Raw genomic sequence first — 15,500 nt, forward strand, 5'->3', positions numbered from 1 at the left:
GCGGTGGTCGAAGCGGGTTCATTCGGCCTCGTCGCCGTGCTCGCGCTGGTCCCGGTTGGTGTTGACGACGTCGTCGATGAGCGTGTCAACGGTGGTTGCCGCGGCGAATGCGAAGGGTTCGAGCACGATGTCGGCCCCGGATTGGCGAAGGTGGGCGGCGTCGTGCTTGGTATGGGCGGTGAGAGCTATCCGACCTCGGTAGTCGTGGTGTCGCAGGCCGTGGAGCAGGGCATTGTTGGCCTCGCGCAGTGGGAGCGTGCTGATCACGTGGCTGACGCGGGAGAGTGGTAGTGACTCGAGGAAGTGGACGTCCTCGGCGCTGCCGAAAACCGCGGTGACACCGCGCCGGTCGTTGTTTTCGACGCGTTGCGGGTCGAAGTCGACGGCGAGGACGCGGTACCCGGCCTGGCTGAGTTTGTCGGCGATGTGGCCGCCGAAGCGGCCGAGTCCGTAGAGGATGACGTCGACATCGTGGTCGTCGCTGGTGAGTGTGGCGGTGCGGCGGTCGGAGCGGTCGAGTATGGCGAGCAAGCGTGCGAGACGAGCGTAGATCTGGTGAGAGTAGAGGATCAGGTAGGTCGAGCCGCCGATGGTGATGAGCCCGACGACGGTGATCAGGCTGACGGTGGCGTTGGTGATGTGACCGAGGCTGAGCCCGAGCGCGGCGAGGATGAGGGAGAACTCGGAGATCTGTGCGACGGTGAGGCCGGCGAGGAAGCCGACCCGCACGGGGTACTTCATGAGGGTCATGATCGCGATCACGATCAGCGGGTTGCCGATCAGCACGAACACCGAGAAGATCGCCGCCGCGGTGATCTGCTCCGCGGCGTTGGTGAACTCCAGCCTGGCGCCGAGGTCGAGGAAGAAGAACAGCAGTAAGAAGTCACGCAGGCTGACCAGCCGAGCGCCCAAGGCGTCGCGGTACTGGGTTGTCGCGAGGGAGACACCGGCCAGGAACGCGCCGACCTCGGTGCTGAATCCCAGCCACTCGCTTACCGCGGCGACCGAGACCGCGTAGGCGACGCCGAAGAGCACCAGCAGCTCTTGCGAGCGGGCGATGTGGCCGAGCAGTGTCGGCAGGACGTAGCGCATCAGCAGTGCGATGCCGCCAAGTAGTCCGAGTCCCTTGGCGAACACCAGGGCGATGTTCAGCGCCACGGTGTCGTCGGTCTGCTGTCCGAACGCGGTGAGCGCGATCATCACCAGCACGACGACGATGTCCTGCACGATGAGGAAACCGACAGCGATACGTCCGTGGAGCTGCTCCAGCTCACGTTTGTCGGACAGCAGTTTCACGATGATGATCGTCGAGGAGAAGGTGAGCGCGACGGCCACGTAGATGGCGGTGACGGTGTCCATGCCAAGGGCGATGGCGATCAGGTAGCCGATGACCGAGGTGAACACGACTTGACCGAGTCCGGTCGCCAGCGCGATCGGTCCGGTGGTGCGGACGAGGTGCAGGTCGAGTCGGAGGCCGACGAGGAACAGCAGGATCGCGATGCCCATCCTGGCGAGTAACTCGATCGTGCCGCCGGTGGTGACCCAGCCGGTACCGGTAGGTCCGACGAGAATGCCGACGCCGATGAAGGCGACGATGAGCGGCTGTCGCAGCCGGGTCGCGAGCAGGCCCACCACCGCGGCGATGGCGAGGATGGCCGCGATCAGCGGGAAGGCGTGGACATCAGCCGTCATCGCCCGGTCCGTTCGGGAACGACGAGCACATCGGACTCTGCCCGTCGCATCAGGTGCGCGGCGACACTGCCGAGCAGGGCGTAGCTGAGTTTCGTACGGCTGCCGGTGCCGACCACGATCAAATCCGCGCCGTGGTCGGTGGCCAGGTCCAGCAGGGTGTCGCGGGCGACACCTGATTCGATGACAACGCGGGACGGCTGCGGTTCCAGTTCCCGCGCGAACCGCTGGATGCTGGCGCGCACGTCCTCCAGACTCACGTGTCGGAGTTTCGCGAGCGCGTCCTCAGCGATACCGCGCAGCCGCAGCAAGTGCTCACCGAGAACGACGGCGACATGAACGATGATGTGCTCCGCACGCGGCGTGATGCCGGTGCCCGCGGTAGCGGCGGTCGCGGTGTCGGTCGCGTCCACGGCGAGCAGGACCCGACGGTACGGCTCACTGGCTGGGCGACGAACGACGAGCACCGGGACAGGGGGAAACCCGCACCAGGTTCTCCGCGGTGTGACCGACGAACGGGAACGTGTGCGCCCCGGTCGCACCCACGATCACGAGGTCAGCGCTACGGTCGCGCGTCTGCGACACGATCTCTACCGCCACCTCGCCGGTCACGACGACCTGCTCGACCTCGGTGTTCGTCGCGTGCTGCCGGACCTGGGCGGCCAGGCGCGAGCGCGCGAACGCCGCCAGGTCGTTCGCTGCCCGGGGTGGCAGCACATGGAGCGCGGTCAGCCCAGCGTGATGCTGCTCGGCGAGTCGCACCGCGCGCTGCACCGCCCGCCCCGACTGATCAGAGAGATCGGTCGCAACCACCATGCTCTGGGGAGATTCCACTGACATCGCCTCACTCCCGTCAGCACGCCGGCACTTACAGGCAGGCTAGCGGCCACCGCACCGGGTGAGCACATCCAAACGGCGAGCGTGGGGCGTCTGCCGCTCCCGCTCGCCGTGACTCTGCTGTCAGGTGACGTTGATGGTGGCGTGTGCGGTGTGCACTGTGCCGTTGGTCTGGAGCTGGATGAACAGCCGGTAGGTTCCTGGTTTTAGAGCCAAGTAGGTTACCCGCTTGGTAACCCGGGCACGAGTTGATCAGGCGGCGGTGTCAGAACCTCCTGGCGCTGAGGGCTCGGTTATGTCGCACCGGTACGTTTCGCTCGGCGTGTCATGAGAAATTCGGTGACGATGGGAGTGATCGAGATCGCGACGATCATCAGGAGGACTGGCTCCAAGTTGTTTCGTACCCAGTCGATTCGACCCAAGAAGTAGCCGAGCACAGTGAGTCCCGCCGCCCAGATGACTCCGCCCACAGCGGAATAGGTCAGATAGTGTCGAGGTGACATCTGGACCGCACCGGCGATCGCGGTGATGAATGTGCGCACGATAGGTACGAAACGCGCCAGCACGATCGCCCGGGCGCCGTGCTTGTCGAAGAAGTCATGCGTCCTCTCGGCGTACGCCTGCTTGAACAACCGTGAGTCGGATCGGTTGAACAGCGCGGGACCAGCTTTGCGGCCGATCCAGTACCCCGTGACATTCCCCAAGAACGCGCAGGTCACGAGCACGAGGCACACCAGCCACAGCGGTTCGGCGATCAGCCCGTCCGCGACGAACAACCCGGCGGTGAAGAGCAGGGAGTCTCCTGGCAGGAAGAAACCAATCAGGAGTCCGCATTCCGCGAACACAATGAGACACAGTCCCAGCAGCATGTACGGCCCGAGACCGGACAGCAATGTCTCCGCCTGAAGCCACGTCGGCATGCCCGCAAGATGGTCGATTCCCTGAGCGGCAACGCCGGCAGGAAGAAGTGTTTCGACCGACATGCGCGTTACCCGTGGGAGAGGGCTTGATAAAGGAAAGCGAGCCCGGTGCCCGGGACGCCGATGACGAAGATGCTGAACGCCCCGTACAACGGTTTGTCTTTGACGAACATCGCGACCTGGAGGGCCACTACGACCCCGAAAGTGGCGAGCAGCAATACCAATGCGACAACTGACATGGAATTTCCGTCCGTGAGAAAAACTAAGCCATTACCGATATGTCATCGCGCGCGAAGGCAGGCGTGATGGCCTGCAAGCATGGGAAATGCGCGCGGCAGGCAACCCACACGAATTCGGCGTTCGTGGGTGTGCGTCGCCCGCATGGCCGGGCGGCCATGGCGAGCGTTCTGTGCGGGTTTCGACTTCAGACGGACGGCGGCGCGCGACTGCGGGTCGCGCTCTCAGCGGCGACGGGCGTGCCCGAGTTCTCGGCCACATGGTCGAACCACAAGCCCGCGGGGAGACCGGCGCTGGGATGGGGAGCGTGGACGGCCCACGAGCCCTCCGACGGTGACGCGGCGAGCGTCGGACTCGATAAGGGTATGGGTCGTGCCTGCGGGAAGTCGGTGTCCGACTCCGGGACGGCGGCAGGCTCCTCGGCCAGCAGCAGTAGCTGGTGGGGTGACCCACCGCCGGCGGAGCCGAGCAACGCCGGGGTGAGCCATCCGAATACCGCGAGCAGCACGGCGAGCGGAAAGGCGAGACGTCCCGCCCTGGCCTTCTCGTGCACGCACCCGCTCCTATCAGCGCAGGTCAGTTCCGCTGAACTCGCGCCAAGCATACACAGACGTCTCACCGGCTTCGGCTTAACACGTTCTGCCATGGAATTGCACGGCCTTTGGTCGCGGCGCTGGCTTAGGATGGCAGGACGAGCGAGGAGTGTGCGGTGGGCGGCAAGGAATCGGCACGGGCTGGCGTTGGCTGGCTGCTGGTTGTCGTCCTGGCGGTGGCGTTGGCTCCGCTCGGGCTTCCCTCGCCTGCGAGGTATCCGGATGCGGCGATGCCAACCGGTCCGAGCGAGCCGCATGCCGCGCATGGCCATCTGGCACCCGATTCGCTGACGATGCCGCGTCTCCCGCGTCCTGTGGGTGAGGTCGCGTTAGCCCACGGCGATGACGCTGATCCGGAGTCGGGAATCGGGCCGGTCGGGTCCGGTCCGGTGTCTCCGCCGGTTTCGTTTGGTCTGACAGCTGTGGACACCGTTTCGTGGCTGTCGACGGTGGATGTGTCGAGCACGCGTGATCGTGCTCCTCCGAGGCACGGGGTTGCCCTGATGTCTTAGGCGCGCCTGAGCGTGCCGCGCCCTTTTCGCCGACGCATGTCGTTGGTGATCTCACGTTTCGGAGGAACTCGCGTTGTCGCGCTTATCGGCGCGGCGGGATTTGTTGGGCCGAGCGCTGGTGTCGTTGGCCGTCCTTGCCGTCGCCATCTACTTGTTGTTGACTGTTACGCCCCGATTGGGGCTTGATCTGCGAGGCGGGACGCAGGTCGTGTTGGAGACCCATGATTCGCCGACTGCCCGCGCCGATGCTGAGGCGACCGACCGCACGCTGGAGGTGTTGCGGCGGCGGGTGGACGCTCTGGGGGTCGCGGAGCCGATGCTGGCACGGTCTGGGGAGAACCGGATCGTGATCGAGCTTCCCGGGCTTCAGGACCCGGCTGAGGCTGTGGAGGTGATCGGCCGCACCGCGCAGCTGACCTTCCACCCGGTGATCGGTGCCGCTTCGGCCGATGCGCGGCCGCAGCAGAAACCAGCGCCGGACGGCACTTGGGTATTGCCCGATGAGGACGGCGGTCTGCTGCGGCTGGGGAAAGCGGCGTTGAGCGGCGAGGGGGTGGAGCAAGCTCGCTCGGGTGTCAACCAGCAGGGCGTCGGCTATGTGGTCGACGTCGATTTCACCGATGACGACGCGTGGCGCGGACTGACCGGGAAGGCGGCGTGCTCGCCGCCGGGTGATCCCTCTCGGCGGGTCGCGATCGTGCTCGACGGCGAGGTGATCTCATCGCCACAGGTCGATCCGAGTGTGGGTTGTGAGGCTGGCATTCCGGGTGGTCGCACCCAGATCACGGGGTCCTTCACGCAGCAGGAGGCCAAGGACCTCGCGGTGTTGATCAGTGCGGGAGCGCTGCCGGTGCCGGTGGAGATCATCGAGCAGCGCACGGTCGGGCCGACGCTGGGGGCGGAGGCGATCAACGACAGCGCGCGGGCCGCGGTGATCGGGCTGGCGCTGACGGCTGTGTTTCTGGTGGCGGTGTACTGGCTGTCCGGGCTGCTGGCGGTGCTGGCGCTGCTGGGTTACGCCGCGATCGCGTATGCCGGGCTGTTGGCGATCGGCGCCACGTTGACCTTGCCGGGACTGGCCGGGCTGGTGCTCGCGATCGGGATGGCTGTCGACGCCACGGTGCTGGTGTTCGAGCGGACGCGTGAGGAACACGCGATCCGGCGGCGTAGCTTGCCGGGCGCGGTCGAGCGAGGCTTCAAGGGTGCGATGTCGGCGATCGTCGACTCCAACGTGACGACCCTGCTGGCGGCGGGATTGCTGTTCTGGCTGGCGTCGGGACCGGTGCGCGGGTTCGGCGTCACCGTGAGTATCGGTGTGGTGGCGTCGATGTTCACGTGCCTGGTCCTGACCCGCGCGTTGCTGCAACTGGCGTTGGCGGGCGGGCTGTCGAAGTGGCCGCGATGGAGCGGGCTGACCCACGAGGGCGCGGTGCGGCAATGGATCAACCGACGCGATTCGGGCTTCTTGGCGCGGCCACGACAGTGGCTGCTCGGTGCCGGGGCAGCGGTCGTGATCGCGCTGGTCGGGCTGGGGGTCGTCGGACCCAGCCTGGGCGTGGAGTTCACCGGCGGCCGGGTGCTGGTGTACGAGATTCCGCGCGCGGTCGACGTGGAACGGGTCCGTGCGGCGGTGGAAGACGCCGGATTCCCGCGTGCAGTGGTGCAGGCCTCCGGTGACCAGGAACTGTCGGTACGCACCGAGCCCATCGAGCAAGAGGCGACAGGACGGATCCAGGCAGCGGTCGCCGAGGTCACCGGCGATGCGACACAGCTGCGTGACGAGAAGATCGGGCCAAGCCTGGGCGCGGAACTGCGCACCAAGGCGTTGATCGCGCTAGGGCTGGCAGTGCTCGCGCAACTGCTGTACCTGGCGATGCGGTTCGACTGGCGGTTCGGCGTCGCCACCGTGGTCGCGCTGGCGCAAGACGTCCTGATCGTGCTCGGGCTGTTCGCCTGGCTGGGCAAGACCTATGACGGCGTGTTCCTCGCCGCGCTGCTGACCGTGATCGGATACTCGGTCAACGACTCGGTGGTGGTGTTCGACCGGGTGCGAGAACTGCGGCATCAACATCGACGGGAACCATTTTCCCGGATCGTGGGGGAGGCGGTGCTGCAGACCCTTCCCCGCACGGTCAACACCGGCATCGGCGTGCTATTCGTACTGGGCGCACTACTACTCCTTGGCGACGGGTCGCTGGCCGACTTCGCGCTCGCGCTACTGCTCGGATTGTTCGCGGGCACCGTCTCCACCATCGTGACCGCAGGGCCGGTGGCCATCGTGCTGCAACACAGGTACCCGCCCACAGCACCGCAGGCACGGCGGCCGGTCCGCGCCCGCGACGACTCCGGCGCCGTGGTGTGAAGGGACCGGGAATCGCAGCTCATACGGTCGGTGGTGGGTGCGTTTGGAACTGGTGATTCACCCGCCACAGGGGCGTTGGTCGGCTTCGAAACCGCAGGTCAACCGCTATGTCGCGACCAATGCGGCACCACCGGACGCCCGTGGGGCCGCGGATGATGCTCCCATCTTGCTCCCGTGTGCAGTCGCACAGTCCACAACGGGCACCCCAAACAAGATCGGCCTCCGACTGCGTTGCCACAGCTCGAAGGCCGTTTCTCGAGGAATCTTCAAGAGTGGACCTTGGGGGAGCTTGCTACAACACAAAACCCCAGCTAGAAGCACTGGAGGCGCTGCTCCGGAAGCTGCCCAACACCCACGACGCCCGCTCCGCCGCTAGTTGACCGGCCGAAACCAGGTCGGGCACGGCAACTCGATGCCGACCAGGTCCAAGCACTCATCGCTGGGTACCAGGCTGGAGCAGCGCCGCCGCAGCCTCTCACCCGAGCAGGTCGACACCGCCATCCACTTGTACAACCTCGGCTGGTCACTAGCGCGAGTCGGCGAACGCTGGGCGTTGACCACACCTCCGTGCTGACCAAACTCCGTGAACGCGGCATCCCCACCCGAGACACTCACGGAAGACCACGAGTCTGAACAGCCGGGTTCACCGTGTTGTTGGTTGGCTGCGGGCGGGGCGTCTGCGGACGTCGGTGATGCCGACCTGCCTGTCGATCCGGCCGGCCGTGGCCGCGTTGTCGCCGCTGAGCAGGACCAGGGTGCTGCCGGTCAGCGCGGCAACTTCAAGAACGGGCGCTGGAAAAACAAGGTCGAACGCGGCTCCCGCGCCTCCGGTCCTTCCCGTTCACACCGAGTCCCCGAGCCCGTTCACACCGAGTCCCCGAGCAAGATCATCGACCCGCGCGTGAAGAACCCCGGCTCCGCCGAATGGAACCAGGTCTTCCGGATGTTCGAACTGCTCCTCTGAAAGGCGTTAGACATGGCCAGCGGACTCTCACTCACCCTCGATCAGCCGACGCACGTGGCCGCGCTCGCCGAGCTGCAACGCTTCACCGGGCGGGCGCGCGGTGCTCCACCCGAGGTCGCAGGAACCACGGGAAACCTCACGGTCACCTCGACATTGCGCGACGACCACTACACCGTCGTCGCGGCCGGCGGGTCGATCGACGCGCGGGCACTCCCCTTCTTGCCGCGCACTTCGCCGGGCTGGGGCTAACCCCACCCGTGATGTACGTGATGGACGACCCCCTGCTGGCCGAGGTGTTTTCCTGGTACCGCGCCGTCATCGACGACCCGAAACCGCATGCCGCGCTGTGGTCGTCGCTGCGCTGCCCCGGCGGGCTCGAGGACGTCGCTGAACCCGGTTCCGCGGCCCGGTACCGGACTTTTATCGACACGGCCGCCCACGGCCGCGGCGAGCGGTGGGGGAGGCGCAGGTGAGGGCGGTCACTGAACGGCCGAAACGACGAATGTGGCTTCGGATGTTCGGAGCCGGCCTGGTCCTGTGGATCATGTCCGCGGTCGTCACCTACCTGACCGGGCACCCCAACCTCATCCCGACACTCGTGCTGCTCGGTAGCTTCCTGGCGTCGGCGACCTTCGTGGCAGGCGTTCGAGCGCCGGGACTCCGGCGAGATCACCGCCGAACTCGTGTTCCGCACGTTCATCATCGGCGGGGTGCTCGGTGCGTCGGTGCTGGAGACGTACCTGCTGCACCCGTCGGCGTGCCTGTACGGCGGCGTCGGGCTCATCGAGGAAGCGGTCAAGCTGGTCGCGCTCACCCTGCTGACCCAGCACTTGGCCGTCGATGCGCGACGGGCTGATCCTCGGCGCCCCGGTCGGGACGGGCTGTGGACCGCCGTTCTCAGCGGGTTCCTGATCGCGTGGAGCGCACGCTGCCGCAGCGACACCGGCAGGATCGGGGCTCGGATCTGCTCGTCCTGATCACCGCCCTGCCGCGGCGCGCGGGAACCGACTCCGTCATCGCCAGAGGTGGCAGCGCGCGGTTGGCCAGTCGCCACGGGGGGCTACCCCGTCGTGCCCCAGGACCGCGGCCACCGCGCCTAGGACCGCAAGAACCATCCCGAGCACGGCCCAACGCGACCGCACACGAGCAAGACCACCGCCGCGCTGAAAGAACGCGATCGACAACTCCAGTCGAAGTGTGGAAGGTCGCGGTAGGACACACTGACCACCATCGGGGGATACCGCATCAGCGTCCAGGTGCCGCACGACGACCCCGAATCGTTCGTCGGCCGATGGTATGGCGGGAGCATGGTGATCAACGAAGACCTGACCGCGATCAATAAGAACGCCAATAACGCCGACGGCTACTGCGCGGTCGGCATTCAATTCGCACACTCTGGCACGTCGGACGTGCTTCACCGTGCCCCTCGTTGCGGCGTTGGAGAACATCCGGTGCGCTATCCAGCGCCGACATCCTGAGGTCCCCGATGTTGTCCTCACGCTCGGTGCGGATTCGATCGCCGAGCGTGAGACCATCGCTAGGGCACCTTCGCCGTCTGCTGGCATAGCGAGCTGAGCGGCTTCCTGAGCTGTTCATCGGCGGCGAAGGTTCTCACGCAATCAGCGATTGTCGGTTGCACGGAGCCGTACAAGGAGATCGTGAGACGCTAGTCGCCGACAGGCTAGCATGCTACACTTCTAGTAACCGACATGGAGGCGCTCGCGACACGCCGAGCAACGGCTCGGTGCTCAGTGTTACGTGAGGACGGCGGGACGCCGCAGGAGCCCTCCGGCGTCCCGCTCGGGGTGGCGTAGTGCGGCCACCCCGAGCGTCTGCTGGTTGCGGAGCGGCACGAAAGCTACGGGAAAGGGAGGCACGTGTGATACCGCATGTGAGTATCTGGAGTGATCTCATTGACGTACCCCTGAGACACCGTCATGTTGTGGCGAACGGAGTCCGGACGCGCGTCGTGGAGGCCGGGGAAGGTCCTCCGCTGGTCATGGTGCACGGGACGGGCGGCCATCTCGAAGCCTACTCGCGCAACGTTCGCGATCTGTCTCGCCATTTTCACCTCATCCTCTTCGACATGGTGGGGCACGGCTATTCTGAGAAACCCGACCGGCCCTACACGATTGATGTTCTCAGTGACCACCTGATTGGTGTGCTTGATGCGCTCGAGATCGAACGAGCGCATCTGTCTGGTGAGTCCATTGGCGGCTGGGTCGCGGCCTGGACCGCGGCGCATAAGCCCGAACGGGTGCAGCGGTGTGTACTGAACACGCCGGGAAACATCCTGAACAAGCCCGAGGTCATGAAGCGTGTGAAGGAGTCGAGCCTCACAGCGGTTCGCGAAGCTACACCCGAGAATGTTCGGTCGCGGCTGGAATGGCTTTTCCATGACAAGTCATTCGTCACGGAGGAACTAGTGGAGATCCGGCGCTCCATCTACACCCAGCCCGGGTTCGAGCGTGCTATGGAAAATATTGTAGCCGTTCAGAACTGGGAGATCCGCGAGCCCTTCGCATGGGGGCCAGAGTGGTGTGGACGGATTGCCGCGCCAACCCTGCTGCTCTGGACAGACAACGATCCCACCGGCGGCCTCGATGAAGCCGAACTCCTATTGAAATGGATTCCTGACAGCAGACTGCACGTGATCGGCGACGCGGGTCACTGGCCGCAGTGGGAGAAGCCGGACGAGTTCAACGATATTCACCTAAAGTTCTTACTGGAAGGAGACCGGTGAATGAGCGCTAGAACCGGGAACCAATATCTCGAGCAGATCTGCAAAAACAGTCCCGAAGTGTGGATCGGAGCCGATCGCGTCACAGACGTCACCGCACACTCCGCCACCCAGGGAGCAGCCCACGAGATCGCGCGGCTTTACGACCTACAGCACGATGCCAGGTATCGCGGGGACATGCTGTTTACCTCCCCGACCACAGGTCAGCAAGTAGGTACTCAGTTCCTGGTCCCGACCAAGCAGGAGGATCTGCTGAGGCGCCGTCGCGCACACAAGATCTGGGCCGACGCCACATGCGGTCTCATGGGCCGGACCACGGACTTCATCGGCGCCATGCTCACCGCTTGGTATGTCAACGCGGACTTTTTCGGGGACACGGCGGACCGGGTGCGTGACTACTTCGAGTACGTTCGTGAGAACGACCTTTTTCTCACGCACGCGATCATCGACCCGCCGGTGGATCGGTCCCGACCACCGTCGCAGCAACCCGATCGCTTCACCTACCTCGGTGTCGAAGCGGAGGCCGAGGAAGGACTCATCGTCAGCGGGGCGAAGATGCTGGCGACCGCTGCGCCCTACGCCGACGAGATCCTGGTGTGGCCGTTCTCCCGACGCAACCACGAGGCCGCAGACGCCCCGTATGCCCTGGCGTTCGCGATTCCCACAAACTCGGAAGGGCTGCGATTCATCAGCCGTGAGCCCTACAGCAGTGGAAACCGGTTTGATCACCCGCTGGCCAGCAGGTTCGACGAAATGGATGCCGTGGTCGTATTCGACCGTGTGTTGGTGCCGTGGAACCGGGTCTTTCTCAACCAAGACTACGACCGGGTAAACCGGATCTGGGAAATTAACTCCAACGCGTTCACGGGGGTGCAGAGCAGCGCCAGGCTCATGTCCAAGCTGCAGTTCGTCGCTGGTCTGGCCAAACGAGCGACGGAGCTAGTCAGGACTGATCAGTTCCCACAAGTCCGCGACATGCTCGGCGAGATCACCACTTACATCGAGCTCACCAGGGCAGCACTGATCGCTTCGGAGACGACTGCGGAGACCACCGCCTCGGGTGCGGTGGTCCCTAATGTCACGCCGCTCTACGCCGTCCGCAACTCTGGTAACCGTTGGTATCCCCGGGTGCGTGAGTTGCTGCAGCTGACCGTCGCAGGTGGTCTGCTCTACCAGCCGGCGGATGTATCGGCCTTCCGGTCTGAGATCGCCGGCGACCTCGACAAATTCTACCGTGGTCCTGAGGTCGCCGCGGAGGATCGCGTCAAGCTGTACAAGGTCGCGGCGGACCTCGCCGTGTCCGGTTTCGGTGGTCGCCACGAACTGTACGAGCGTTTCTACGCAGGCGATCCGCTCTTCCTGCGGATCAACACCCAGTTCCAGATGTACGACTGGGCGCATCCGCTCGATTTGGTCGACAGCCTGCTGGATTCCTATGGCGTCGACGACGTTCTTGGCGCGTCGGGCGAGGAGGTGACATGAGCACGCCGCGCCGGCGTGCACTCGTCACGGCGTCTTCAAGGGGCATCGGAAACGCGATCGCGAAACGGTTGCGGAATAGCGGGATGGATGTATACGTCACCGGGCGAGGCCAGGAGAAGACCGAGCGTGCAGCTGCCGAGATCGGTGCCGCTGGGTGGTGTACAGCCGATTTGACCGAGGCGGGCGCCGCAGAGTACGTCACAGCCGCAGCGAACGAGGTGCTCGGCGGGATCGACGTCCTCGTGTGCAATACCGGAGGTCCTCGCGCGGGCACGTTTGACAGCCTGACCGCCGATGACTGGGAGTACTCATACCGGCTGATCCTGGACAGCGCCATCCGGCTGACGCGTGAAGTGGTCGGGGCGATGCGCTTTTCGGGGTGGGGAAGGCTGATCTATCTCACCTCGTGCGGGTCCGTGCGCCCACTTCCCGAACTTCATCTGTCCAACGTGATGCGGTCGGGGGTCGAGTCGCTCGCGATGTCGATCGCCGCGGAGGTCGCTCCGGATGGCGTAACCACCCATGTCGTCGCGCCTGCCCATATCGATACGGCACGGCGCAAGCAGATCACGAGGCACCTCGCCGAGAAGCGGGGAGTGGATTTGGAAACATTCGAAAAGGAGCAGTTGACCAAAGTCCCGATGGGAAGGTTCGGACAGCCGCAAGAAGTAGCGGCTCTAGTGGATTTTCTCTGCTCTGAGGACGCCGGGTTCCTTACGGGCCGAACTCACGTCATCGACGGCGGTTTTACGCAGGTGGTGCCACTATGAGCAACTCCCCGGCAATGGAAATCTGGCTACAGAAGCTGCACGCCATGAAACATTTCGATCCCGAGTCGGTTATGCCCGAGAATCTTGTCGTTGGCCCGGCAGCCGCGCACTGGCTCACCCCAGAAGTGACCGGAAATCCGACGAAGATCGGCGTGCTCGCTGACATCCCCGCTTTGTCCATGGAGTTCTACTTGCAGGAAATTCCCGCGGGTGAGGCCAGCGACCTCCAACGACACGCTCATGAGTCAGTGCATGTGGTTCTCCGTGGATCCGGTCGATCGGAAATCGGACCGCGGGTCCTTCCGTGGGCAAAAGGTGACCTGATCTACACGCCACCGTGGGTGTGGCACCGGCATTACAACGATGGCACGGAAACCGTGGAAATGTTGCTGATCGAGAATTCTCGTCTGCTCGATCAACTCGGTCTCAACCAGCGGGAGAGCGCTGGATTGGTGTCTTACAACCAGTTCAGAGGAGAATAAGATGGGAATTTTGAAAGTTGCGCACGCGGACCTCGCGGTCGCCGATGTCGAAGAGGCGGTCGGATTCCACACCGACCTGCTCGGTCTGGTCGAGATAGGACGGGCAGACGGTGCGGTATTCCTCGGTTGTGGTGCCGACAACAACTATGACCTCGCGCTCGTGCAAGGTGGCGGCGGCGTCCGTCACTTCGCACTTCAAGTGGAGTCCGAGGACGACCTCGTATATTACGGGAAACGCCTTGCTGAGCTCGGTGTGACGACCGAAACACGTGGCGACGCGGCCCCCGGCCAGCTCAGGGGACTGAGGTTCCAGGCTCCCGACGGGCACTCCATCGAGCTGGTAGTGAGCCGAGACCAGCCGGTCTACCTTCACCCGGGCAATCCCACGCACACCCGGCACAAAGGCGTCGTACCGCTTGATGCGGACCACATCACGCTGCGGTCCAGCGATGTGCGGGGTCTGGTCGAGTTTCTCGTGGCGGGCCTCGACTTCAAGATTTCCGACGTGTTCGAGCCGGCGCCGGGTACGTGGGCGGCTGCGTGGGCGCGAGTGGGTGAGTACCATCACGACGTCGCCGTGATGGGGGCACAGCGGTCGTCGGAGACGCTGGACCACTTCGCGTGGACCATGGACGGCATCGATCACTTGAAGCGTGCGGCGGACATGTTGAGCCAGCTGGAAGTTCCCCTGGAGACGGGCCCGGGCAGGCACGGTGTCGGAGGCAACCTCTACGCGTACTTCTGGGCACCGGGTGGTAACAGGTACGAGCTCTCCGCTGAGATGCCGCGGACGGTTTCCCCTACCGCCGGTCCCAATTTCTGGAACGACTTCCGTGCGGCGTTCAGTGCATGGGGCGCACTCCCGCCCGAGTCGTTCCAGGTCGGCTCCTGACGCCACACGTCGCAGCTAGGGGCGGCCGTACTACGTGGCCGCCCCTAGCTCGAGGCCGCATGTTCTGCGACCTCGCCGACTAAGCCACTAGCGTGCCAGCTTTCGCGGTTAAGGCGACACGTTGGGCCAACCGGTTAACCACTTTGTGGATGTAACTCGCTCTTGAGTAGGCATGCTAGGTAGTATGAGCTTATGACTAGTCAGGCCGGTGTCGAGTCAGAGTCATTCAGGCCAGAGAACGACCGGCCAACCCGGTCGTTCGACCCAACGCGGTCATCCATGCGCCTCGGCTCGCTCATCTATGACCAGCTGAAACAACGCCTGCTCGAGGGTACTTACGCGGCCGGGGAGCGCCTGTCGGTCGAAGCCTTGCGCACCGAATTCGAGGTAAGCAAGCAGCCGGTGATGGACGCGCTCCGCCGGCTGGCGGGTGAACGACTTGTCGATATCATCCCGCAGGTGGGGATTCAGGTCTCGACTTATTCGCAACGGGAAGTAAAGGATTTCTTCCGGCTCTTCGCAGGTGTCGAAAGCACGATCACCGAGATCGCCGCGTTGCGGCGCAGCGAGTCGCAGCTTGTCGAACTCACGAGGGTTGAAGCACGCGTGGCGAACCTCCGCACGGAGACGGATCCTGCCGAGCGTGCCCGGCTGTACCGGATCTTGAATCGCCAGTTCCATTCTGTCATTCACACGATGGCCGGCTCAGAGATCATGATGGACATCGCTCAGCGAATGTTCGACCTGAGCGACTTCCTGATCAACACGAGCGGTATACCCGCTCCTCTGACGACAGCCATCGATGAACGTCATTCCGATCACGAGGAGATCCTGGAGTCGTTGCTCAACCGCGACGCCGAAGGCGCTCGCCGCCAGATGGAGCGGCACATACTGGACACTGTGGCGGACATAAACGACACCGGTGCCGACGCCGAGGAAGCGAAGAGTAAGAAGGAAAGCTAGCCGGTCCGTCGGCTGATAACGGCGGCGAGGCCCATACCACAATGCCGCTCCCCGCCA

At 64.6% G+C, this 15,500-nt stretch carries 19 protein-coding genes; 13 read left to right on the top strand and 6 right to left on the bottom strand.

From position 1 onward, the window contains the following. Nucleotides 1-18 precede the first annotated feature (18 nt). The 6 genes from ACFQGD_RS04440 to ACFQGD_RS04465 form a co-directional block, all read right to left on the bottom strand. Nucleotides 19-1,692, bottom strand: coding sequence for a cation:proton antiporter (locus tag ACFQGD_RS04440; protein WP_345401953.1), 1,674 nt, complete (start codon nt 1,690-1,692; stop codon nt 19-21). Further along, on the bottom strand, nt 1,689-2,156 hold the full coding sequence (locus tag ACFQGD_RS04445) for a universal stress protein (RefSeq protein WP_345401956.1): 468 nt from the start codon (nt 2,154-2,156) through the stop codon (nt 1,689-1,691). The genes ACFQGD_RS04440 and ACFQGD_RS04445 overlap by 4 nt, the downstream gene beginning before the upstream one ends. After that, nucleotides 2,128-2,529 (bottom strand): universal stress protein, encoded by a 402-nt coding sequence (locus ACFQGD_RS04450; protein WP_390221011.1) that lies wholly within the window; start codon nt 2,527-2,529, stop codon nt 2,128-2,130. Before ACFQGD_RS04450 ends, ACFQGD_RS04445 begins: the two co-directional genes overlap by 29 nt. Nucleotides 2,530-2,819: 290 nt before the next feature. After that, a complete protein-coding gene (locus tag ACFQGD_RS04455) occupies nt 2,820-3,446 on the bottom strand; it encodes a DedA family protein (RefSeq protein WP_345401962.1) in 627 nt (208 codons plus the stop codon). Between the two features lie 68 nt (nt 3,447-3,514). After that, nucleotides 3,515-3,685, bottom strand: a complete 171-nt coding sequence (locus ACFQGD_RS04460) for a hypothetical protein (RefSeq protein ID WP_345401965.1) — start codon at nt 3,683-3,685, stop codon at nt 3,515-3,517. Between the two features lie 185 nt (nt 3,686-3,870). Then, entirely contained in the window at nt 3,871-4,236 is a 366-nt protein-coding gene (locus ACFQGD_RS04465; protein WP_345401968.1) for a hypothetical protein, read from the bottom strand. A 625-nt stretch (nt 4,237-4,861) separates the two neighbouring features. Between ACFQGD_RS04465 and secD the strand changes: the two genes are divergently transcribed. The 13 genes from secD (at nt 4,862) to ACFQGD_RS04530 (ending at nt 15,443) form a co-directional block, all read left to right on the top strand. After that, nucleotides 4,862-7,150, top strand: a complete 2,289-nt coding sequence (gene secD / locus ACFQGD_RS04470; RefSeq protein WP_345401971.1) for a protein translocase subunit SecD — start codon at nt 4,862-4,864, stop codon at nt 7,148-7,150. A gap of 412 nt (nt 7,151-7,562) precedes the next feature. Continuing rightward, complete coding sequence (locus tag ACFQGD_RS04475; protein WP_345401974.1) at nt 7,563-7,724, top strand: hypothetical protein; 162 nt, start codon at nt 7,563-7,565, stop codon at nt 7,722-7,724. Nucleotides 7,725-7,808: 84 nt separating this feature from the next. Next, nucleotides 7,809-8,114 (top strand): hypothetical protein, encoded by a 306-nt coding sequence (locus ACFQGD_RS04480; RefSeq protein WP_345401977.1) that lies wholly within the window; start codon nt 7,809-7,811, stop codon nt 8,112-8,114. A gap of 12 nt (nt 8,115-8,126) precedes the next feature. Next, on the top strand, nt 8,127-8,363 hold the full coding sequence (locus ACFQGD_RS04485) for a hypothetical protein (RefSeq protein WP_345401980.1): 237 nt from the start codon (nt 8,127-8,129) through the stop codon (nt 8,361-8,363). 20 nt (nt 8,364-8,383) lie between these two features. Next, nucleotides 8,384-8,587, top strand: a complete 204-nt coding sequence (locus tag ACFQGD_RS04490; RefSeq protein WP_345401983.1) for a hypothetical protein — start codon at nt 8,384-8,386, stop codon at nt 8,585-8,587. A gap of 210 nt (nt 8,588-8,797) precedes the next feature. Further along, nucleotides 8,798-9,091 carry a hypothetical protein gene (locus ACFQGD_RS04495; protein ID WP_345401986.1) on the top strand — a complete coding sequence of 98 codons (294 nt, stop codon included), beginning with the start codon at nt 8,798-8,800 and terminating at the stop codon, nt 9,089-9,091. Between the two features lie 330 nt (nt 9,092-9,421). Beyond that, complete coding sequence (locus tag ACFQGD_RS04500) at nt 9,422-9,592, top strand: hypothetical protein (protein WP_345401989.1); 171 nt, start codon at nt 9,422-9,424, stop codon at nt 9,590-9,592. Between the two features lie 464 nt (nt 9,593-10,056). Further along, nucleotides 10,057-10,857: an alpha/beta fold hydrolase gene (locus ACFQGD_RS04505; protein ID WP_345401992.1), complete on the top strand. Its 801-nt coding sequence runs from the start codon at nt 10,057-10,059 to the stop codon at nt 10,855-10,857. Beyond that, on the top strand, nt 10,858-12,336 hold the full coding sequence (locus ACFQGD_RS04510) for a 4-hydroxyphenylacetate 3-hydroxylase family protein (RefSeq protein WP_345401995.1): 1,479 nt from the start codon (nt 10,858-10,860) through the stop codon (nt 12,334-12,336). It abuts the gene before it with no gap. After that, nucleotides 12,333-13,106, top strand: a complete 774-nt coding sequence (locus ACFQGD_RS04515; RefSeq protein ID WP_345401998.1) for an SDR family oxidoreductase — start codon at nt 12,333-12,335, stop codon at nt 13,104-13,106. Before ACFQGD_RS04510 ends, ACFQGD_RS04515 begins: the two co-directional genes overlap by 4 nt. Next, entirely contained in the window at nt 13,103-13,588 is a 486-nt protein-coding gene (locus tag ACFQGD_RS04520; protein WP_345402001.1) for a cupin domain-containing protein, read from the top strand. Before ACFQGD_RS04515 ends, ACFQGD_RS04520 begins: the two co-directional genes overlap by 4 nt. Nucleotide 13,589: 1 nt before the next feature. Continuing rightward, on the top strand, nt 13,590-14,480 hold the full coding sequence (locus ACFQGD_RS04525; RefSeq protein ID WP_345402004.1) for a VOC family protein: 891 nt from the start codon (nt 13,590-13,592) through the stop codon (nt 14,478-14,480). A 192-nt stretch (nt 14,481-14,672) separates the two neighbouring features. Beyond that, nucleotides 14,673-15,443 carry a GntR family transcriptional regulator gene (locus ACFQGD_RS04530; protein ID WP_390221012.1) on the top strand — a complete coding sequence of 257 codons (771 nt, stop codon included), beginning with the start codon at nt 14,673-14,675 and terminating at the stop codon, nt 15,441-15,443. Nucleotides 15,444-15,500 lie beyond the last annotated feature (57 nt).

Source organism: Haloechinothrix salitolerans (genome assembly GCF_042662605.1).
Lineage (GTDB): Bacteria > Actinomycetota > Actinomycetes > Mycobacteriales > Pseudonocardiaceae > Haloechinothrix_A > Haloechinothrix_A salitolerans.